19 protein-coding genes are annotated in these 21879 nt (G+C 61.0%); 13 read left to right on the top strand and 6 right to left on the bottom strand.

The features are described 5' to 3' along the window. Positions 1-141: 141 nt before the first annotated feature. From H2170_11085 to H2170_11075, 3 genes are all read left to right on the top strand, one after another. The gene (locus H2170_11085; protein ID MCS6300623.1) at positions 142-387 is read left to right on the top strand and encodes a hypothetical protein; all 246 of its coding nucleotides are present in this window, start codon (positions 142-144) and stop codon (positions 385-387) included. A gap of 293 nt (positions 388-680) precedes the next feature. Continuing rightward, a complete protein-coding gene (locus H2170_11080) occupies positions 681-1838 on the top strand; it encodes a hypothetical protein (GenBank protein ID MCS6300622.1) in 1158 nt (385 codons plus the stop codon). 84 nt (positions 1839-1922) lie between these two features. Continuing rightward, a complete protein-coding gene (locus H2170_11075) occupies positions 1923-3569 on the top strand; it encodes a hypothetical protein (protein MCS6300621.1) in 1647 nt (548 codons plus the stop codon). A gap of 233 nt (positions 3570-3802) precedes the next feature. Here the strand turns inward: H2170_11075 and H2170_11070 are convergent, their stop codons facing one another. The 4 genes from H2170_11070 to H2170_11055 form a co-directional block, all read right to left on the bottom strand. Beyond that, entirely contained in the window at positions 3803-4570 is a 768-nt protein-coding gene (locus tag H2170_11070; GenBank protein MCS6300620.1) for an ATP-binding protein, read from the bottom strand. After that, positions 4567-6033: an IS21 family transposase gene (locus H2170_11065; GenBank protein MCS6300619.1), complete on the bottom strand. Its 1467-nt coding sequence runs from the start codon at positions 6031-6033 to the stop codon at positions 4567-4569. Before H2170_11065 ends, H2170_11070 begins: the two co-directional genes overlap by 4 nt. After that, positions 6030-6389: a hypothetical protein gene (locus tag H2170_11060; protein MCS6300618.1), complete on the bottom strand. Its 360-nt coding sequence runs from the start codon at positions 6387-6389 to the stop codon at positions 6030-6032. The genes H2170_11065 and H2170_11060 overlap by 4 nt, the downstream gene beginning before the upstream one ends. A 764-nt stretch (positions 6390-7153) precedes the next feature. Then, complete coding sequence (locus H2170_11055) at positions 7154-7858, bottom strand: dienelactone hydrolase family protein (GenBank protein ID MCS6300617.1); 705 nt, start codon at positions 7856-7858, stop codon at positions 7154-7156. A 190-nt stretch (positions 7859-8048) separates the two neighbouring features. Between H2170_11055 and dgt the strand changes: the two genes are divergently transcribed. The 8 genes from dgt (at position 8049) to H2170_11015 (ending at position 17279) form a co-directional block, all read left to right on the top strand. Continuing rightward, entirely contained in the window at positions 8049-9395 is a 1347-nt protein-coding gene (gene dgt / locus H2170_11050; protein MCS6300616.1) for a dNTP triphosphohydrolase, read from the top strand. 212 nt (positions 9396-9607) lie between these two features. Beyond that, complete coding sequence (locus H2170_11045) at positions 9608-10930, top strand: TolC family protein (GenBank protein ID MCS6300615.1); 1323 nt, start codon at positions 9608-9610, stop codon at positions 10928-10930. A 62-nt stretch (positions 10931-10992) separates the two neighbouring features. Then, positions 10993-12099 (top strand): efflux RND transporter periplasmic adaptor subunit, encoded by a 1107-nt coding sequence (locus tag H2170_11040; GenBank protein ID MCS6300614.1) that lies wholly within the window; start codon positions 10993-10995, stop codon positions 12097-12099. Positions 12100-12114: 15 nt separating this feature from the next. After that, positions 12115-13353: an ABC transporter permease gene (locus tag H2170_11035; GenBank protein MCS6300613.1), complete on the top strand. Its 1239-nt coding sequence runs from the start codon at positions 12115-12117 to the stop codon at positions 13351-13353. Further along, positions 13350-14024, top strand: coding sequence for an ABC transporter ATP-binding protein (locus H2170_11030; GenBank protein MCS6300612.1), 675 nt, complete (start codon positions 13350-13352; stop codon positions 14022-14024). Before H2170_11035 ends, H2170_11030 begins: the two co-directional genes overlap by 4 nt. 28 nt (positions 14025-14052) lie before the next feature. Further along, complete coding sequence (locus H2170_11025; protein MCS6300611.1) at positions 14053-15252, top strand: pyridoxal phosphate-dependent aminotransferase family protein; 1200 nt, start codon at positions 14053-14055, stop codon at positions 15250-15252. Positions 15253-15612: 360 nt separating this feature from the next. Further along, positions 15613-15870, top strand: coding sequence for a hypothetical protein (locus tag H2170_11020; protein ID MCS6300610.1), 258 nt, complete (start codon positions 15613-15615; stop codon positions 15868-15870). A gap of 62 nt (positions 15871-15932) precedes the next feature. Then, positions 15933-17279 (top strand): transposase, encoded by a 1347-nt coding sequence (locus tag H2170_11015; protein MCS6300609.1) that lies wholly within the window; start codon positions 15933-15935, stop codon positions 17277-17279. A 60-nt stretch (positions 17280-17339) separates the two neighbouring features. Here H2170_11015 and H2170_11010 read toward each other — a convergent pair whose 3' ends face one another. Continuing rightward, positions 17340-18257: a glycosyltransferase family 2 protein gene (locus tag H2170_11010; protein ID MCS6300608.1), complete on the bottom strand. Its 918-nt coding sequence runs from the start codon at positions 18255-18257 to the stop codon at positions 17340-17342. A 170-nt stretch (positions 18258-18427) separates the two neighbouring features. Between H2170_11010 and H2170_11005 the strand changes: the two genes are divergently transcribed. Further along, positions 18428-18664: a hypothetical protein gene (locus H2170_11005; GenBank protein MCS6300607.1), complete on the top strand. Its 237-nt coding sequence runs from the start codon at positions 18428-18430 to the stop codon at positions 18662-18664. Further along, positions 18648-20543 carry an alginate lyase family protein gene (locus tag H2170_11000; protein MCS6300606.1) on the top strand — a complete coding sequence of 632 codons (1896 nt, stop codon included), beginning with the start codon at positions 18648-18650 and terminating at the stop codon, positions 20541-20543. Before H2170_11005 ends, H2170_11000 begins: the two co-directional genes overlap by 17 nt. Positions 20544-20557: 14 nt before the next feature. Here the strand turns inward: H2170_11000 and H2170_10995 are convergent, their stop codons facing one another. Beyond that, entirely contained in the window at positions 20558-21838 is a 1281-nt protein-coding gene (locus H2170_10995) for a glycosyltransferase family 4 protein (protein MCS6300605.1), read from the bottom strand. Between the last annotated feature and the right edge of the window lie 41 nt (positions 21839-21879).

The following is a 21879-nucleotide window of genomic DNA, read 5'->3' as shown; positions in this document are numbered from 1 at the left end:
GATAATGGAGGAAAAGGGGGGTGACCGTGCCGCGCCTAAATTTTTAACTCAAGAGCCATCCCCGACGCAGCGTCCTGGAACCCCAAGTTGTAATTTTTCTAACTGACTGAGCAGCGAACTTAATTTGGGGTGATGCTTCACATGGAAACACAGATCAAAGCCTCTCTAATTTCGCTCCTTGATGGGATAACCGCTGCTAATGGAGGCGTCATCGCCGCCGAGCTGGTCCGGCTCGACGAGCTGTTGGCCCAAGGCCGGTCGACGTTGCATCCGCAATTGGTGCATTTTTTAGAGGGACGCAGCTACGCCAAGGCGGTGCAATTTCTCGGCGGCGTGAGTGACATTCCGGTCGGTCTGTGTGGCGGGCGGGCTGGGCGGCCGCATTGAGCTGGGAGCTAGGAGCTAGGAGCTGGGAGCTAGGAGCTAGGAGCCGCTTGTTACGGTTCGGTCTGCGGAAAAAACAACTAAAGTAGGCCGCGATTGTGCCGTTAAGGGAAGCGTACCTAAACCCGCCATGCGCCTGTCCGCACCCGTTCCTTCGCACGGTTCGACGCACCCGCGACTCGCTCAGCCCTCAATCCAGCAACCCTCGATTCGCTCCATGATCACTGCCCTACTGAACCGGTTAAGCCCCGGCATCATCCCTGTCGCCCTTTTTTTCGCTTACGCTTGGCACTGGTTTGCCGCTCTCGGCAGCGGAGCTGACCGTGCAAGAAAAGGAGCTCGTCATCAACGGCTCCTATTACAAAAAACTGGTTCAGCAAAAGGACCTGATCGCCGACATCCTGCCGCCGCCCGCCTATATCATCGAATCCTACCTGACGGTTCTGCGCTTGGTTGATACGGCAGAAACGGCAATGGCCGACGGCAAAATTGATGCCGCCGAAATGAAGGTGATCGACGCCATGATCGACTATGGCGTCAAGTTGAAGGACGGCTCGCCCGGCGTCTTCCCGGGCTACTTCGAGCGCATCGAGGTATGGAAAAAGGAGCTGACGGGAACCTCGGCAGACGAAAAATTAGTTAAAAAACTGCTGGTGGTGAAGTCGGTGGAACCGGCTACTCAGTTTTTTGATCTGCGCGACAGCAAGTTCACGCCGCTGATCAAGGCGGGCGATGTGAAGGCCGCCAAGGAATTGGTGCGGACGGGCCTGAAACCGCTTTATGTCGAACACCGCGCCAGCATCGATGCCGTTGTAAGCCGCTCCCGTCGGGTCAACGAGAAGATCGAAAAGGACGTTTCCGACCTGCTTGCCGACTCAGCGAAAAACGCCTCCTTTGCCAGCATTCAAATCAAGGGCGATCTGTATAATAAGGTTATCCAGATGAAGGATTTGGTTGCGGATATCTTGCCGCCACCCGCCTACATTATCGAATCCTACCTCACGGTGTTACAGCAGATCGATGAAACCGAAATCGCTATGGCTGACGGCACCATCGATACCAACGATAAAGCCGTGCTCGACGGCCTGGTCGAGTACGGTCGCCAACTCGAGGCCGGCGATAGCGCCAAAGGCGAGATGGCCGGATACAAAGAACGCATCGCCTTCTGGACAACTGATCTAGCGGCCGACTCACCCGCTGCGCAGGCGATCAAGGATTTGACCCTCAAGGCGTCCTACGAACCAGCGCTGAAGTTTTTCGCCATCCGTAACGACACGTTCCTGCCTGCCATCGCCAAGGGTGCAGTGGAAGACGCTAAAAAAGTGGCCCGCCAAGAGTTGTTACCCTTCTACGACGAGCACCGTAAACACATCGACTCACTGGTGGCTGCTTCGACCGCCATGTACAACCAAGTCCAGGCGCAGGTCGATGCGCTCTTAGCTGCTAAAAAATAACGTGCAGGAGGCGTGCTCTTGAATAGGCACCGCCTCCCGTCAGCAGCCCTTTTACACGCCCAGTTTTCACGGGAAAAACTACCCATGCTTAAACGTCTTTCCCTCACGGTCAGTATCCTGCTCATGTTCGCGCTGGTCATCGCCGCCGTGGCCGGGGTCGGGGGCGCCGTGCTGTGGACCATGTACCACAACGGCACGCTGGTCCGCTCACTGGTCACCAGCCAAAACGACAACGTACAGCAACAAGCGCACTCCATCCTGGCGCAGGCCAAGCTCGTGCAGCAGCAGAGCGTGTTACTCGAGCAACGCGAAAAACTTTCAGCCGCGATCGCTCAGGCCCTCACCAAACGCCAATTAGCGATGGAGCTGGATAGGGAGTTTGTGCAACTGAACTTTTGGCTAACCGAGATCGCCTTGAGCCAATCGGCCGAGTCCGAGCGCAAGGCCGGTACGACCCGCAAGCGGTTGGACAAAATCATGGCCGCCCTGCTCAAGGTGGCGGAGCCGAAGTGGGAGCTCGCCAATATGCCCGCAGCCATCGATGCCTGCGGTCAAAACATCACCGCCGCCTCGGATGCCTTCCTCGGCGACGACCGGGTGCTCGGGAATGCAAATTTCACCAAGGCAAAAGCGAAGGCGCTCACCCTGAGTGATCGCTTGAGTGCAATCTGCGCCGAGATGTCCGCCCTCGTGCTCGCCAAACAGGAGCAGGATGCGGCCATCAACCGGCAGATTGGCGAACTGGGCAAAACCATCACCGAAGCCGGCGCGGCCATGGACGTGTCGCGCACCAAGTTGGAGGCGAGCGGTGACTCGTTTTCAGGGATGGTCGCCGCCAATGATCGCGTCATCCGCGTGTCGTTTTTCGCCCTCGGCTCCTGTGTCATTCTTGGGTTGCTGACCGCCGCCGTTTATTCGCGGAAAATTTCCCGTCGGCTCAGTCTGCTGGTGGCGCAACTCACCGACTGCGCCAAGAATGCCGTTGAATCCTCTGGGCGCTTGACTGCGGGCGGCGAAACCTTGGCGGCTGCCACCTCTCAGTCGGCCGCCGCCCTAGAAGAAACCGCCGCCAGCATCACCCAGATGTCGTCGATGGTTAAACGGACCGCCACCAACACCATCACCGCGGCCGTGATCACCGCTGAAGGACTGGAATCGAACGAGAAGGGCGCCCATGCCGTGGACGCACTGAGCCAAGCCATCCAGCAGATCAAAGCCACCGCCGACCAGACGGTTAAAATCGTCAAAAGCATCGATGCGATCGCCTTCAAAACAAATCTGCTCGCGCTCAATGCGGCGGTCGAAGCTGCCCGCGCCGGAGAAGCCGGCAGGGGCTTTTCCGTGGTCGCCGATGAAGTCGGCAATTTGGCCAAGCAAGCCGGGGAAGCGGCGCGCGCAACCGCAGGACTGATCGAGACCTCCGTGTCTTCCATTAACGTGGTGGTGAATCAGGTCGGAAGCGTCGCCACGATCGTCAATCACAACAAACTCTCCAGTCGTAAAATCCATGACCTAGTGACCGAAATCAGCTCGGCCACGGACGAAATGGCCAAGGGAATCGAACAGCTCAATACCGTGGTCCACCAGATGGACCAGTCCACCCAGTCGCATGCATCCCTTGCCGATGAAACCAGCAAGGTGGGGCAGGAGATGGCGAATCAGAGTCAGTCGATCCAGCAGCTAGTAACAGGTTTTAACGCGCTAACCCACGGGACAAAACGGGCACGGTGACGATTCCGGCGCTAGGTGGAGAGAGAACGTGCCGGTAAATTTATCTCGGTACGGCGTTCGGGTCAGAACCCGATTTTTGTGGTTATAAAATGCTGGACCCCGTCGTCAGGGGCTCAACTGATGCGGCCTGCATGTGAGCGGCGGCGCGAACACCGTCTATTTCTGGCGGTTACAAAATCACCTGTCGTAAAAGCCGATGACCGGCCCCGCCAGGGGCCGATCATCAGGCCCGGTCAGCTTGCAGGTTCGTCGGCCAGGCGGTCTTTCATGCGGTAGGATTTGCCCTCGATGACGACGGTCTGGGCCCGGTGCAGCAGGCGGTCCAGGATCGCCGCGGTGATGCCAGCGTCGTTGTTAAAGATCCCTGCCCAGTGTTTGTAGGCCTTGTTGGTGGTGACGATCAGCGAGCCGCGTTCGTAGCGTTGGCTGACGATCTGGAAGAGCAGGTCGGCCCCCGACTTGTCGAGCGGCAGGTAGCCGACCTCATCGAGCACGAGCACCGCAGGGGTCATGTAACGCTTCAACTCGGCTTGCAACCGGTGCAGGGACTGGGCGGTGACCAGGGCGTTGATCGCGTCCACCGCCGTCGTAAACAGCACCGTGTAACCCGCCTGGCAGGCCGCGTAGCCCAACGCGCTCGCGAGGTGTGTTTTACCGAGCCCCACACCACCGCAAAACACCACGTTGGTGCGCTCCTTCACAAAGCCCAGTTCGAAGAGGTGGCGTACCTGCGCTTCGTTCAACTCCTTGGGCCAGTCCCACTGGAACTGGTCGACGGTTTTCTTGACCGGGAAGCGCGCTGCCTGGATGCGCCGCTCCAGCGCCCGGATCTGGCGATCCTGGGTCTCGGCCTGCACCAGTCGGCGTAAAAATTCGGCGTGCGAACAGCGCGCCTTGGCCGCCTCGGCGGTCAGTTCGCCGTGGTGACGCAACAGGTAACCGAGTTTCAGATACTTGAGCTGGTCTTTTAATAAATCGGGTTTTTCGGGTTCTGTTTTCATTGGGTATAGGGGCTTAAATCCGGGGGCCGTAGTTCGAGTTCCAGTGCGGCCAACGCGTCGGCGCGGGTGAGGTGGATCGGCCCGGCTTGCGGCAAGGCCCGCGCGCGTTGTTCGAGCAAGTTGAGGATGTAATCGCTGGAGTAGGCGCCGAGTTCATGGGCGCTTTCGATCGCCCGGCCGACTGCATCCGTTCCATACAGGGCCACCAAACCCACGATAGTCGCCAGGTGGTGTCCCGCGTTGAGCCGGCGCTCCTCCAGCCCCCGTTGGTAGGCGGGTGCCGCCGGGCTCAGTTCCAAAAACCGTAGCCGCAGGCGCTGCCGCGCCCCCTGCCGTTTGCGCTCCTCGAGTTCGCGCACATGCTCGGGGTTTTCCACATCGGCGCGGCGGGCAAAACTGCGGGCGTGCTCGGCCACCAGGGTGCGTTCCGCAAAAAACCTCACCTGCGCCCCCTCGATCTGCGCGGTGAGTAGCGCCCCGGCAAACTTCGTGGGCACCGAGTAGCGGTTCGTTTCGATACTCACCCGGCACCGCCGCGACGCCCGCACGCTTAAGGTGCGCACCGCCGGACTGGCCACCGGGTTAAGCGGCAGGAGCGCAGCGCGCTCCTCGGGCAGCCGGTCCACCGGCCGGCCCTGGGTTTCAGCGTGAACGCGCACGTTGGCCACCGTTTCCAGCCACAAGCTGGCGGCCGGCCCCAGCTCGGTAAACCCATTCATCTGCCTCCCGCCAAGGAAGCTTTTTTTCACGTAACCCACCGCGTTTTCCACCATGCCCTTGGACTGCGGATGCCCCGGCCCGCACGCTTTTATCGTAAACCCGTAGTGCCGGGCAAAGTCCAGGTACTGGGCGTTGTACACCGGGTCGGTCCCGGGCACATGCGAGAGGACGGCCGTCTTGCAGTTGTCCACCATCACCTCGCGCGGCACCCCGCCGAGTTTTTCAAAGGCGCGCCGGTGACAGCCCAGCCACCACTCCTGGCCCTGCCCGAGGGTAAATTCCACATGCAGGAACCGGCTGTACCCCAAAACCATGACGAAAAAACTTAAAGCCCGCCGGGTGCCGTCCACCTCCACCGAGCCAAAGCTGCCCCAGTCCACCTGCGCGGTCTGGCCGGGGGCGAACTTGAGGGTAAGAAACGCCTCCAGGTTCCGCGGCCGCACCCGCCGCACGTAGTCTTTCAAAATTGAATACCCGCCCGTGTACCCCCGCTCGCGCACCTTTTGCCAGAGCTGCATGGCGGTGAACGGATGGGCCTCCAGCCACCGCGCGATCGCCGGCTTGTGCACGTCGAGCTTGCTTGGCCTAGGCACCTGCGCGGCCTGGCTGCGCGCGTACTTTTCCTGCGCCTGCCAGCGCCTCACCGTCTGCACGTGCAACTGGAGCGAGCGGGCGATTTGCGGCGCACTGTGTCCGGCCGCCTCCGCCTGTTTTATCCGGCAATACAGTTCGTAATTGATCACGCCCCCACCTCCCGGCTCGGCGACGGCGTTACCGCCAGCGTGTGCGTTGGCCTGCCCTGGTCCAAGGAGAGCACCTGGTAAAGTGGCGCGGCGTAGGCGATCACCCCGGCCTCGATTAACTGCCGGCGCGCCTCGACCAGGCCGTCCTCGCTGAGCGTGAGCAGCCGGGCCAGGGTGCGCGTGGCGTAGTAACTCAGCCCGTCGGCGTCGCCCACGGTGACCAGGACCAGATAGAGGCCCCAGGCGGGGGCACTGGCCCGCCCCAGGTAATTGCCCCGCACCAGCCGGTGGTCCAGCCAGCTAAACTGGGCCGGCGTGCGCCGGAGTTGTTCGCGATCGATCGGTTGTTTTTGCATAATCGGGCGGCTGGACGTCGATGCCCAGGATCACCCGCCCCCGGGATTGCAGGTGTCGCAGCATGGGTTCGAGGTCCTCTTGTAACGTCACTCCGGCGAACTGCGCGATAAGCCCCACGAGCACAGGGTTTTGCGACTCCCATCTGTCTTGTAACGGCACGCAGGGATTCGGTAACGCCACCTCGGCGACCGGCTCGGCTTTAGGCTGGTGCACAACGGATTGCGTAGTTGGGATGTCTTGTAACGCCACCCGCCGTCGCGGCCCCCTCCGCCTTGAGTACCCCGGATTGGCCTTCCGCCACTCCTGCACCCGTTGGACATTTTCTGGGCCTTTCCAGTGGTCGAGGTTCTCCGGCTTCGCCAACCATTTGGCCTGACTGGCCGCCCGGCTCGCCCGTCGGCATCCCGGCTTCCCGCAGTAGCGCTGACGCTCGCGGTTATGCGCGTCGGGCAGAAAGAAATCGGCACAGTGCAAACACTTGCGTGAACCGGTTGGATGCATCGCTGTGCATCCGCCAAGCGTCCCGCCGGTTCAATCTCCACCCATTCGCACCCCTCATATCCCCAGCCGGACAGGGAAGAAAACCCACCCACGGAAGAAGAGTATTACTCTTTTTAAGGGGAAGAAGATCCACCGAAGAAGAAGTGCATTCCTAACCGCCAGAAATAGACGCTTTCCCGCTCGCCGCTCACAGTCCGCGAAGCATGTGGCTTTGAGCGTGAGCTCAAGGATGCCGTAACCCTCACCTTAAAGCTAATTAGTGTTAGCGTGGCTGCAGATATTGACGGAACCAACCAGCGGAGAGTGCGGCGACTTCTTCCAGCGCACCCTGCTCTTCGAACAGGTGGGTGGCTCCAGGTACGACGATGATTTGTTTTTTGCACCGTAACTGGTCGAGGGCATCGCGGTTGAGTTCCCTCACGATGTTGTCGCGCCCACCGACGATCAGCAGGGTGGGGGCGGTCACGCGCGGCAGGGCTCGCCCAGCCAAGTCAGGCCGAGCTCCGCGACAGACAACCGCGTCTATCTCCCATCCGAGTTGTGCTGCTGCCAGCAATGCGGCGGCTCCGCCCGTGCTGGCGCCAAAATAGCCTATGCCGAGGCGGCGGGTACTCGGTTGCTGGTCTAGCCAACGGGTGGCGGCGATCAGGCGTTGGGCCAGTAGGTTGATGTCGAAGCGCAGGTGGCCGTCGTGTTCGTCGGCCTCTTCTTCGGCGGCGGTGAGCAGGTCGAATAACAGCGTGCTTGTGCCCGAGGCCTGCAGCACTCCGGCGACCAGCTGGTTGCGCGGACTGTGCTGGCTGCTGCCGCTGCCGTGGGCGAACAGGACGATGCCTTTGGAGTCGGGAATGAGGGTGAGTTCGCCGGCCAGCATGATTTCATTGATCTGAATCTGGACCGGCTGATGGAGGGCTTCATCTGGCCCTGCGAGTGGGGTGGAGGCGACGCGGCTGGGGTTGTATTTCATGGCGCGAGGGGCAACCGGCGGGCGCTTGCGGGTTGGGGTGGAACGGGATGATCCACGGGCCGTCCTGCAGTGAGGCGGATTGCAGAAACACGGTGTTCCGAGTCGTTCCTTTATCAAGTGATCGGGCGCGTTTTCCCTGTCTTCGGTGTTCGTTCTTGCGCCTGTGGCGGCTTACGAACTCGGTTTTCCCATGTCATTTCGCTTCGATTGGATTCGTTTGCTCTCGGATCAGCGCCCGCCGATTTCACCTGCGGACGGCGGCGGTGTCGGCGTCCGGCCTGAACCCTCCAAGCCCATGGCGGAGGGTTCACGCAGTCGCTTTGAGCAAGACTATGATCGGATTATTTTTTCGGCCCCCTTTCGGCGTTTGGCGGGCAAGACCCAGGTGCATCCGTTTGCCTCCGTCGATCACGTGCACAACCGGCTTACGCACACGCTTGAGGTGGCGAGCGTGGGGCGTTCTTTGGCGACCAAGGTTGCCCAGTTTCTGAGCGCGCGCGGTGAACTTCCGCCCAACCGCACGGCGGCGGATCTCGCCTACATTGTCCAGGCGGCCTGCCTCGCCCACGACATGGGAAATCCGCCGTTCGGCCACGCCGGCGAGTACGCGATTCGGGGCTGGGCGGGCGAACACCTTGAGGCGGTTTTTCCGGCGCCGCGCGAGCCCGCGCTCGATGCTGTGCTCAACGACTGGCGCTGGTTTGAGGGCAATGCTCAAAGCTTCCGCCTCGTCGTGCGCAGCGACCAGAATGAGCGCGACTACTTCCGGTTCACTTACGCCTCGCTGGGCGCGATGATCAAATACCCGTGGGTGGCCGACGATGCGCGGGTTCCCGCCAAGGGGAAACACAACGCGTTCTCCTCGGAGAGAGCCGCGTTTTTGCAGATGGCCGAGGGGTTGGGGCTGCGTCGGGCCGACGGCACGGTTGCGCGGCATCCGCTGTCGTTTCTTTCCGAGGTGGCGGACGACATTTGTTACCGCATTTCGGATTTCGAGGATGCGGTGGAGATGCGTATTTTGAGTGAAAGCCACGTGCGGCAGATTTTCGCGCAGATCGTCGGCCGCGACCCTGGCGGGCGGCTGTCGGCGTTGCGCGCGGCGGCGATCGGCACGCTGATCGACGCGGCGGCGGGCGCCTTTTTTGAGCATTACGAGGCGATCATGACGGGCGCGCGCGCCGACGATCTGCGGGCCGCTTTCCCCGGAAACATTCGCGAGGCCATGGCGACGATTAAACAGGGTTATGATGAGGCGATTTTCGGCCACCGCACCAAGGTGGCGACGGAGCTGGGCGCGCATAATATCCTAGGGCAGATTCTCGCCGTGCACAGCCGTGCGGTGCGCGATCTGGCTGGCGGCTACGAGAAGCTGAGTTTTGTTCATAAACGCTGCCTCGAACTGGCGTGGGAAAAAGACTACGTGGTGGCGAATCAGGGCCGAGGAAGCGCATGGTGGCTGGGTCGGGTGATGGACCATGTGGCCGGCATGACCGACGCCTACGCTACCCAAGTGGCGCGCGAAATCTCCGGCGGCTGAACGGGGCCCCGGGAATTGTCCAAACGCGTGGGGGCACTCTTTCGGCCCTCGATGGGCGTGGATAATCGATTGAACCGCCTCGGCGTGTGCTAGTTTCCGGCCAAATCCCTAATCAAGAATCGACAAACCGGCGCCCTCGCTGATTTTAAGCAGCTCGGCTGCTTCAGGTTCCTGCTTAGTGGCGGGTGCTTATCTCCATTCTTTTATCCCTCATGCATTATCCACGTCGTCTGCTTGGCCTTGCGTTGCTGTCCCTCGGCTCTTTGTCGGCCGCTCCCATTCAATATCCGGAGGCCGAAATCCCCGAGCTTAATAGCTTGCTGGAAAAGGCGCGTGAAAATGCTCCCGCGTTAGTGGCCCAAAGCCTTGCGCAAAAGGAGTCGGTTGCGCGGCTGGAAGCGGCGGAGGGTAAATACTATCCGCGTGTGGATGTCGGGTTTAACTCAGGTATCACCAAGACAATGTACATGACGGGAGACACCCCGGCGAAGCAGAATATGGGCCTTGGGTTTAACGCGTCCATCACTCGACCGCTTTATAATTGGGGTGCCCTCGACGCCGCCATCGAGCAGGCGCGGCTGGACTTTAAAAACGAGGAACTCCAACGCGTTTTTATCCTGCGGCAAATGAAGCGGACGCTGCGGGCTGATTATTTAACTCTGTTGGTCAATCAGGAGTCATTGGTCACCTTGCGCCTCCGTCGGCAACAGATTCAAGACGGTATCACTCGGACTCAGACCGACAAGGAACAGGGCACGGCTTCCGACATTGCCATTGAGCAGGCCAACCTCGATCTAAGTCAGAGTTTGGTCGATATTGACTTAGTTGAAGCCCAGCAGCGGCGCATTTTAGTCAATTTTAAGCTTAATCTAGGATGGGATGCCCCACTCGCGTTAAACGTGCCGGTCCCCAACCCGGACGCGGCGGCTGTGATTGCATGGGCGGATCAAAATCAATCGTTGCGCGATGATGCCTGGCTACAGGATAGCTCCGAGGTGATGCGTCGGCAGAATTTTGTCGCACGGGAACGGCTGGAGTTGATCAAGGTCAAGGCGGCCCAGCGGCCCAATTTTAATTTCACTGCCGCCACGTGGCAGTCTCAGACGAACACATCGAGCGCGGACAGCGTGCAGACTCTTTCTTATTTTGTTGGTGTGAGCATGGCATGGAACGTGTTTGACGGCTCATCCAATTCAGCGAAAAAACGCGAAGTCCTCTTGCGTCAGCGTCGGTTGGATGCGCAGCTGGTCGCCTTTCGCGATGAACTGCGTCTTCAGTGTGCCACGGTGGTAGCGATGATCGGTTTTTCCGCTCGTCAGCTGCAGATTGATCAGCGGCGTGCCGAACTCGCCACGCAGAAATTCGCGGTGCAGGAGCGAGATGCTAAGGAGGGACGAATCTCGCAGCAGGAACTCCGTAGTAAGCAGGTGGTTCATAACGAAGCCCAGCAGACTGTTTCGCGCACACGCGTGCGATTGTTGTTGGCGATTAACGACTACCTTGATCTGACGCTACCAGCTGCGGTTAATTTGTGAGCAGCAGGGCGCCTCTTTAATTGGATGTAAGTTTGCTATAAAACAACGGGTTGCAATAACATATGAAGTTCAGGCCTAAATCACTACTTGTGTTCGCAACTATTGTGGGCGCCGTGATCGTCGGTGGTTTGTTCTTTGGGGGGCGTCCGGAGGTGGCTGTCGCCACAATAACGCGTGATAGGGCACTCGATGCCGTGCCCGCCGCAGTCAAAGTGGATCCAGAGTTTCAAGTGACGATCTCAAGTGATGTCGCCGGTCTTGTGCGCAAATCGAACTTGAAAATTGGCCAAGTGGTGAGTGAGGGCGATCTGCTGTTCGAAATCGACAGCTCCAAGTATGAACTCACGCTTTCACAGCTGCTGCTCGCTTTAGAGAATTCCCGCCAACAATTTGCGCTAGATCTTGATCAGCGCACTGCCATTGAGCGTCGCAAGGAGGATCTGGCCAACTTTGCTGCTCGTACTAAGGCGGGTGAATACCCCGAACTCGAGCTCAAGCGCCGTCAAGATGAGCTTGCCATGTTCATTGAAAAACAGAGCAAGGACCACCTTGAGCGGGACCTTAAACTCGGTGGTCTGGAACACACCATTAAGCTTCTCCGTCGGGATATCGCGGATTGCCACGTCAAGGCCCCGACCTCGGGAACGGTGACCGAGCTGTTTGCGCAGCCCGGTGAGGTGGTTGCGGTGCGCGCTCCGTTGGTTCGCATGTTTAGTAAGGCGATTCAGGTCGAAGCCCGCATCAATGAGGAGGACTTTTCCGGTATCCGTATCGGTTTGGATGCATCGGTGCGCTTCCTAGCTTACGGGCCTGAGCTTTATCCGGCCAAGGTGGTCAAAGTTCTGCCCAATGCCGATCCGCTCAATCAGCAATACCGCGCTTACCTGGACGTGGATATCCCCACCGACCGCCTTATTCCGGGCTTAAGTGGTGAGGCCAGTATCATTCGCAACCGTCGTGAGGGTGCGTTGATTGCGCCGCGTTCCGCGCTGAAGGATGGGGCGGTTTTTGTGGTCGAAAATGGCGTGGCGTACCGTCGCCCCGTTACGGTGGGTTTTCGAAGCCTGAGTGCGGTGGAGATCCTTGATGGGGTGCCGGAAAACGCGCAGGTGGCGTTGACACAACTCGAGTCGCTCCGCGACGGCATGCGCGTTCAGGTCAGCCGCTAATTCTGTTTATTGCCCATGCCTCCTTCCCTGCTCATTGCGCTCCGCTTCCTTGGCGCCCGCAAGCGCGCCATGCTCATGAGCCTGACGGGCATCGTTTTCGGGGTGGCTTTTTTTGTCATCACCCAGGCCCAGACCGCCGGCTTCGAGGCCTATTTTATCAAAACCATCCTCGGGGTAAACGGGATGGTTCGCATTGAAGACCGCATTCAGTCGACCCGTGCGATTACTGCAACCGAGGGCAGCAGCTTCTCCATCGCAGTGGAGGGCTCGGTTAAGTATATCCCAGGCATTCAGCACCCTAAGGTTGTCATCGACGCGCTCAATGGCTTCGCCGAGGTCACGGCGGCCTCGCCCGTCATTCGGGGCAATGCCACGCTCATCGCTAATTTCCGCGAATACGACACCAAGCCCTACGGTATCGAACTCGATACCTTCCTTAATGTATCCGACCTCGACACTCAGATTATTGACGGCTCGATCAAAGCCTTTGGCGAAAGCCCCTACGCCCTGATCGCTGGATCGCGAATAGCCAGGCGGATGAATTTGCAAGTGGGGGATTCCGTTTTGCTCGATGGGCCGGGCGAACCGCAACGTTACCGCGTCGCCGCCATTTTTGAAACGGGTATCGATCAAGTGGATCGCGAACGCGTCTACCTGCACCTTTCCGCTATTCGTACCCTGCTCAACAAGCCTACGGGTGCCTCGTTCATCCAAATCAACCTGCTCGATCCCTCGCTCGCCCCTGCGCTCGCCCCCCGCATTGAGCAGGCTGTTTCGCACTCCACCATGGCGTGGCAGGAACGCGAGAAAACCTGGCTGCAGGTTTTTAGCGTGCTGCGTATTTCCTCCGCCCTGACCATCTCGACCATCATTTTTATCTCCGGCTTGGGCATGTTTAACACCTTGGTGATGATCGTCGTCGATAAGACCCGCGAAATCGCCATCCTGCGTTCAATGGGCTACACGCGGGCCGACATCAGCCGTATTTTTATGCTGCAAGGCGGTATTGTCGTGGTGGTCGGGGTGGTGCTCGGGTGCGCGGCCGCCGCCTTGGGGACTTACACTCTTTCGCATATCCCGATTCGCATCCGCGGGATTTTCGCCAGCGACCACTTCGTCGTCTTGTGGGATCCGTGGCACTACGTGGCGGCCGCAGTCATCGCCACAATCGTGGTGTTAATTGCCAGTTATTTCCCATCTCGCCGCGCCGCTCGTCTGGAGCCGGGCGCGGTCATCCGGGGGAGTTCCTCATGAGCCTGCTGCGCGTCGAAAACCTCCATCGCCACCTGGGCGAGGGCGACACCCGCTGCCACGCGCTGCGCGGAGTCGGCTTCACTATCGAGCGCGGGCGCACCTACGCCATCGCCGGCCATTCCGGCTCGGGCAAAAGTACGCTGCTTTACCTCATCGGCCTGCTCGACATCCCCGACGAGGGGCGAATCTGGGTGGGCGACCGCGAGACCAGTCGGCTGTCCGACGACGAGCGCACAGCCGTGCGTAATGAGCACATGGGCTTTGTTTTCCAGTTTCATTTTTTACTCAAGGAGTTCACCGCGCTGGAGAACGTCATGCTGCCGATGCGCAAACTTGGCCGCCTGCCCGAAGAAGCGATGCGAGCCAAGGCGTCGGACCTACTCGCCGCCGTCGGACTGGGTGACAAAACCCGGCGTCTGGGTACGCAGTTATCAGGCGGTGAACAGCAGCGCGTGGCCATTGCCCGTGCGTTGGCCAACGACCCCGGTTTGATTCTGGCCGATGAGCCCACGGGTAACTTGGACCACGCCAACGCCGACCGGGTGTTCGCGTTGCTCAGCGACATCGCCCACCAACGCGGCCAAGCGCTGCTGATGGTGTCGCACAACCCCGATTTGGCCAACCGCTGCGACCACGTTTTTCGTATGCAGGACGGCGTGATTCTGGCTTAGGTGCATCGCCGGCTTTTAGCATTTAACCATGGCCTTCCCTTTTTTCTCCAAGTCCAAAAAACCGATCGCTGAGCGCGCCCGTGACGATTCGGCCACGAAGCTGCGCCTGCGGTACGCGCCCTACTACCACGCCATGGAAGCCCAGCAGGGCACCACCGTGCGCCTTCAGGGCCGCGACATGATCATGTTGGCGAGTAACGACTACCTCGGGCTTTCCTTCCATCCGAAGGTCATCGAGGCGTCCCGCGCCGCCCTTCTCAAATGGGGCTCCAGCCCGACCGGTGCGCGCGTTTCCAACGGCTCACGTGCTTATCACCTCGAACTCGAGGAAAAACTCGCCGCGTTTTTGGGTAAAGAAGCCTGCCACGTTCACGCCGCCGGTTATTTGTCCTGCCTATCCGGCATCGCCGCCTTTGCCCAAAAAGGCGACGTCATCCTCGCCGACAAAAACATCCACTCCTGCCTGTGGGACGGCATCCGCCTGTCGACTGCCACCGTCGAGCGTTTTTCCCATAACAGCGCCGAAGACCTGCGCGCCGTAGTCACCAGTCTGCCTCCGGCAGTGGCCAAGATGATGGTCATCGAGGGCATTTACTCGATGGAAGGCCATATCGCCGACTTGCCCGGCCTGCTCGCGATTGCCAAGGAGTTCACCTGTTTTAACGTGCTCGACGACGCCCACGGTTTTGGCGTGCTTGGCCGGCAGGGGCGCGGGACCTGCGACCACTTCGGGCTCACCGCCGATGTTGATATCATCTGCGGCAGCATGTCCAAGGCCCTCGCAAGCACCGGCGGTTACGTGGCCGGCGATCGCGCGCTGATCGAGTACCTGCGCACGCACAGTAAACACACGATTTTCAGCGCCTCGCTCAGCCCGTCGCAAACCGCCGCCGCCTCGGCCGCCCTCGACGTGCTCCAATCCGAACCGGAGCACCTCGAACGCCTTTGGACCAACACCCGCCGTTACACGGCGATGTTAAAAAACCTTGGGTTGGACACCTGGGGCAGCGAAACGCCCGCCGTGCCCGTGGTGATCGGTGACAAGCAGCGCGCCTACGCCTTTTGGCAGGCGTTGCTGGAGAAAAACGTGTTCACCGTCATGTCGATCGCCCCCGCCGTACCGATCGGCAAAGACCTGATTCGCACTGCCATTTCCGCCGGTCACAGCGACGAACAGATCGAGCGCATCGGCGAGGCGTTTGCCTACGCCAAGAAAAAAGCGCTTTGAGGTAGTGCGGTGCTTTAGCCCGCAGGCGCTGGAACGGGATGTTTTCTCCGGCTACCCAGCGGACCCGCAACAGGCCGGACACAACCAGCTGGAAATAAACCAGCTGGACCGGACGCGCAACCGACAGCAATCAGGTCGACCGATGTGGATGGTCAGTGTGGACGACCGCAATTTTGGCCCCCTGCGTCCTCTGGACGCCTACACGCGGGGCGACGGCGTCCCACCGAAAGTGTCACCTATTAGGTGACACTTTCGGTCTGGAGTTTGGCCTCTGACTAGTTGGCCCGGAGAAGGCCCTAGAGATAAATGGGGCGTCGGGCCCATGGGAAAAAGCGTGGCCATGAACGATGGTGTCGGACCATGAGCACCACCACCAAAGTTCAGCGCATCATCCGCAAAAACAGTGAGCAGTGGTATGTGACATTACCCGCTTCCATCGCCCAGACGATGGGGTTCGCCAAGTCGGAGGCCGTCGAGTGGACCGTCACCGACGCGCATCATTTGGTCCTCTCACGCAGTCTGGTCGCGCCCGTTATGCCGGTCACGCCCGAGCTGGTGGACGTAGGCGTTAAAAAAAAGTCCAGTTGGGTTTATCCGATCGGCTGGGACGACTTATGAAACGGGCTTGTGCTGCGGCTTGCGCCGCCCCCGAGTGCGCCCGGAGACTGCAGGGGCATCTCATGGCGGCACTGGTTTCACCGTGCCGGGGGACTCTTACCAACCTGATTTGTCTGTGCGGGCGTGCCCAGCAGGACTGGACGGCCGACTACCGGTTGTATTCGCGTGACCGGGTGAAGCCGGCGGGGCTTTTCCGCACGGTCCTCCATGAGCTTGAGGTAAACCTGCCGGCGCTTACCCCGTTGGTGGCCGCCATCGATGACACCCTGGTACGCAAAACCGGGGTCAAGATCGACGGCGTCGGCTGGAAACGCGATCCGCTCGGCCCCGCGTTCCAAACCAACCTGGTGCGCGGCCAGCGCTATGTGCAACTCTCTGCGGCCTGGCCTGGTTCCGACGGACACGCCCGGATGATTCCGGTGGATTTCACCCACGCGCCGACGCCGCCAAAGCCGGGTAAAAAAGCCACTACCGACGAGGTTCAGCAGTACACGGAGAAGAAAAAACAGCAGCGGCTTAATGTCGTCGCGCTCGCCCGCATCCAGCAGCTTCGCCAGGCGCTGCCAGACACGCGCAAACTGGTGGTCGCCGGCGATGGCAGTTACACCAATGCGGTCGTACTCAAGGGCCTGCCCGCCAAGACCGTTTATATCGGCCGGATCCGCCGGGACGCCGTGCTCAACGCCCTGCCTGGACCACCCGCGGCCACCGGTCGCCCGCCGGTCTATGGCGCGCCGGTCCAGACCCCGGAAGAGCTGCGCACCGACGACACCGTGGCCTGGCAAAGCGTCGAGGCTTATGCGGCCGGAAAAAAGCACACCTTTAAAATCAAGACCCTCGGGCCGGTGCTGTGGCGTAAAGCCGGGGCGACGCTCCCGTTGCAAGTCATGGTGATCGCCCCGGTGGGCTACCGATTGCGCGCAGGCTCGAAGCTGCTCTATCGCCAGCCTGCCTTCTTGGTTTGCACCGACCCGGATATGCCCGTGGGTGACCAACTCCAGTATTACCTCTGGCGTTGGGTCATCGAGGGAAACTTCCGGGATGAGAAAACCCTGATCGGCACCGGCCAGGCACAACTGCGCACCGCCGCCTCCAACCGCAACCAACCCGCCGCCACCGTCGCCGCCTATGCGCTGTTGTTAATCGCCGCCCTGCTCTTCGGCGATCCTGCGGGGCAAACCCCTGATCCGCCGCCGCATCTTCGCCCGCCCAAATGGCGCACGCACTCTTCGGGCGCCTCGCCTGCGACCAGTTCCACGGGGGACCTCTTGCGCACCCTGCGCAGCGAATGCTGGGCCGACCAGATCGCCCCAGAGAGTTTCTCCGACTTCACGTCGACCGACCCTCCCTCCACGAACTCATCAAAAGCGCCACCCTTCTTGGCTGAAGCACTCTTCCGCGCTGCGTAACCGGGCCTCCGGCCGCTTCGCATCCACCTGCTTTTGGGGCCAAACTCCAGACCGAAAGTGTCACCTATTAGGTGACACTTTCGGTGCGCGCCTGGCCGGCCAGCCCGCCAAAATCCGCAGGCACGCCCAGGTTTTACCCAGATTGGATTTCCACGGGTAAACCAACGTTTTGCGCAGGTAGGTTTTCGCGAACAACCGCGCGTCGCTCGCCACAAACTCACGCCGGATCGTGTCGCCCCAGACCGCCTTGAACCGCTCCAGATTGACGTCGTTAAATCGCTTCCGCCCTGGCGAAGCGCCTTTGTGGTGCACGATCACGCTCGCGTTGGCCACATAGTGACGTCGCCCGAGCCGGTGCATGCGCAGGCACAAATCGATGTCTTCGCAGCCGTTCACGTAGGCTTCGTCAAAACCGCCCGCCGCCCAAAACGTGTCGCGGTGCGTCAGGCAACACGCCGCCGTTACCGCGCTCCAAGGTGTCACACCAGTGCGCAGAACGGCCGGAACCCGCGCGAAATGTTGCCCGTAGTGGGTCGGCGTTAGCCACGGTGCGAAGACCACGCCGAGGTGATCGTAGCGGCGGGTCGTTGGATTGGTCTGGTGGTTGCCAATGAACCCCGCGTCGGGTTTTTCCGCCAACGCTTCCCGCAGCGGCTCATACCAGCCGGGGGCGAGTTCGGTGTCGTTGTTTAAAAACAGCAGCCGTTCCGCCCGAGCTTCCCGCGCCGCGAGGTTGTTGTTGATCGCGAAATTGCCCTTCCGCTCGTTTAGAAAAACCCGATGCAGCGAACCGAGGGTTTTTAAGAAATCGCGTGTTCCGTCGGTGCTCACGTCGTCCACGATCAAGACTTCAAAATTTACGCCGATGAGCGACTGCTCCAGCGTGACGAGGCAGCGCTGGGTGAGGTCGAGTCGGTTAAAAACCGCCATGATAATACTGACCTCGGGCGGATCCGTGTGGGTGTTGGCAGGTGTCACGTGCGAGCGAATGTGGATTCACCGAACTTGCCCGCAACCCCGAAGTGGCGTGGTGGAGTGGCGGGCGCCGTCGTAGCGGCGAAGCAGCCCTAGGCAGAGCCGAACGATGAATTCCGTTGCCGCATGTTTTTGTGATGACGCTCGCGCCCGTCCTCGTTTGAGTCGGCCCGATGTACCGCCAAGCCCTCCTGCTCGTGCGCCTGCTGGCCCTTTGTGGCGTGGTCGTGAACCTCGTCACGCTGTTGGCCAACCTCGCTCAATCCTTCGACGCATTCAACCCGAGCTACGCCGGCTTCTTTGTAAAACAACAGCTCTCCCGTCCGCTTGTGGGCATCTCGCTGTCGCTGGCCCTCGCCGGTTTCGCCCGCCCGCTCGCCCGCTTGCTCGCCCGTGGAACCGACGTGTAAGAGTTCGGCGTTCCGGGCTGCGCTGGTTGCCCTGCTGCTACTCGCCGGCCCCCGGCTACATGCAGTCGCCGAAGATTCCGCTGAGGCTTGGGCCCCGATTCTCACCGTGGCAGGTCCGGCTGGAGACGCCACGCTGGCTGAGGCCGAGTTCGCATTGCGCGACACCTTCACACTTCAAGGGGTGCAGGGCGTCGCTGCTCGACGCGCCGACGGCGGTTTTGACTGGGATGACAAAGGCCCCCGTGACGACCCCGAGTGGGCGTGGTTTTTTAACCGCCACGCTTATTTTCCCTTAATCTGGCAGGCGTATGCGCGTACCCACGACGAGCGTTACCCTGAGTTTATTTTTGTCACCCTCGATGATTGGATCGTGCGCCACCCCGCGCCGGGGCGTTTTTCCTTTTCCGCCGCTTGGCGCCCCCTGGAAGCGGCCCGCCGCATCATCGACAGCTGGTCGCTGGTTTACCTCAAGCTCGGCGACCACCCCCAGTTCACCGCCGAGCGTCGCGCCCGTTTCCTTGCTAGCGTTCACGCCCATGGCGAACAATTGCGCCACCACCACGCGCTCGCCGGCAACCACCGCATCACCGAAATGCTGGCGTTGGCCCAACTCAGCCTGGTTTTTAAAACAGACCGCGATGCTGGGGAATGGCTAAGTTACAGCCTGGCGCAGCTCGAGCAAAGCTACACTGACCAGGTTTACCCTGACGGTACGCACAAGGAGTTGTCCGCTCACTACCAACGCGTGGTGGCGACAATCTACCAGCGCCTGCTCACGTTGCTCGATGCCGCCGGGCGTCACGATCTCGCGGATACTTGGCGGCCGCGTGTACGCACGCTTTGGGCGTATTTGGCGGCGGTGATGAAGCCCGATCATGGCAACCCGCTCAACAACGACTCCGACCAGGAAAACGTGGCCCGCCTCCTGCGCGACAACACTCCCGACCTCGCCGATCCGACTCTCCCTGTTTCCCATTGGATGCCCTACGCGGGCCAGGCGGTTTTCCGCAGTCGAGATGCCCACAGTGACGATACGCTTTGGTCGTTCTTCGACGCCGGTCCACGCGGCACCGACCATGACCATGCCGACCGCCTGCACCTCTCAGTGTCGGTGGGCACCCGCGATTTCCTCGTGGACAACGGTCGCTACACCTACGCGCCCGGCCCGTGGCGTGACTACTTCGCAGGTGCGACCGGCCATAATGTTGTCCTGTTCGATGGCCAGGGCGCTGATCAGGGGCCGAAAGCCGTCGGTGCGCCCGATTCGCTCGGCCGGTTTTTCCGCCAAGGGGATCTTGAAATCGCGTACGGCGACACCTCTTTTTCTACTGCTGAAAATGCCCGTGCCGGCGACTGGCGGCGGCTGGTGATTCACGTGCGCAACCAGGGGTGGATCGTGGTGGACCGCATTGTTGCCTTCCAGCCCGCCACGCTGAGCACGCTCTGGCATTGGGAGCCAGTCTGTGACGCGCTTCCGGCCGATTCGGCCACGGGGCAGATTATTCGCCACGGTGCGGGCTCACTTCGACTCCAGGTTGCTTCCAGCGCTTCGGGCGGCGACTGGCAGGTGGTGCGCGGTGCCAATCATCCGGTGCAAGGCTGGTCGAGCGACCGGTTCAATTTCAAGACTCCGGCATCCTGCACACTGTTTACGCAACGGGTGGCCAAGCCCGCTACCAATGTCTGGCTCATCGTGCCGAACGACGAGGGGCCCTTGGCGGCAACGCTCGACGTCGTTTTTGCGCCGGACGGGCAGTTGGTAATTCGCGCTCGTTACGCCAAAGCGGACTTCGAGTTGCGGCTCGATCCGGAGCAGCCGGAGGGAACCTTGAGCTCACGCTCAAGGCCACGAGGTATGTCGGGTGACGTGTGGCCTTGAGCGTGAGCTCAGGGTCAGTGCCCCGCCGTGAGCTCCCGATAAAGCGCTGCCAGCCGCGCTGCGTTTTTATGCGCATCGAAATTCGCTTCCACCCAGGCGCGCGCGGCCAGTTGCATCTGGGCCGCCGATCGCGCGTTCGCGTTATTGCCATCATGTCGTAAGGCGCTCAGCGCTTCCACCCAGCGGGCCGGTTCATCGAACGGGCATACGCGACCGGTTAGTCCGTCGGTGATCGCTTCGGTGGTGGCCGCCGCCGGTGAAGTGACCACCAGCACGCCGGCGCTCATCGCTTCGGGAATTACGTTGGGCAACCCGTCGCGGTCGCCGTCCGCCGCTACCACACCGGTGTGGAGCAGAACGTCGGCCCATGCCAATTGCGCGGCGATATCCGCCTGCGGTCGGTGGCCGAGGAACGTCACCTGCGCCGTCAGACCGGCGGCGCGGGTCTGGTTTTCAAGCGCGGTGCGCAACGGGCCTTCGCCGGCGATACGCGCCTCAAACGGCACGCCCGCCGCCTTGAGCGCGGCGTAGATACGCAGCTGGTGGTCGAGGCCTTTTTTGGGCACGAGCCGGGCCACGCATAACAAGCGCAACGGGGTACTGCTGCGCTCGGAGCGCAGGCTTTTGAGCGGCGGCAGGGTGGTTAACCCTCGGCGGATGACGTGAATTTTTCCGTCGGTCAGCCCCTTTTCCAAGAGCGTGCGTCGGCCCATGTCGGTCGAGGTGTGGATCCAAAGTGCAGGTGCGAGTTTTTGGCGCAGCCAGCCGTCGCCGCCGTGCTGATACAGGTCATAGGCATGACCCGCTCCACTGTATTCATGGCCGTCGAGCCGCGAGAGCAGCCACGCGCTCGCCGCGGGTGCGCCGCCCCAAACGGCGTGGATGTGCGCCGGGCGGTTTTTACGGAACTGGGATGCGTGGATGAGCCCGAAGCCGAGCCCGAGCAGGTTCTCAAACAAGTTGAGGGTCGACCGCGGGCGATGGCTACAGACTCCGCGTAAAAGTTCGCCGAGTACGCTCGGGTGCCGCAGGCCCAGCCAGGGTAACCACACGGCGAGCGAGAGGAGTTTCCACTTAGGGAAACGGGTCACGTGCTGGCCGTTAAACGTGCCGCCTCCGCCCCACATCGAGTAGAGCCGCAGGTTGACGCCGAGCGCCTGCAGGCCGGTCACCTCGCGCTGGAGGAACGTTTCCGTGGCTTTCGGGAACGTGGTGAAAAGGTAGGCTATGACGGGCGCATCGGCTGGAGGTAGCGCAGACTTCCAGTCTGCTTGGTGATCGGCTGCCCCGAGCAGACTGGAAGTCTGCGCTACTTTTCCTTCGTCCTTCACTCGTG

The organism is Opitutus sp. (assembly GCA_024998815.1).
In the GTDB taxonomy this organism is placed as follows: domain Bacteria; phylum Verrucomicrobiota; class Verrucomicrobiia; order Opitutales; family Opitutaceae; genus Rariglobus.
Note: the sequence above shows the minus strand (reverse complement) of the source record. Positions and strands in the feature narration are given on the sequence as shown.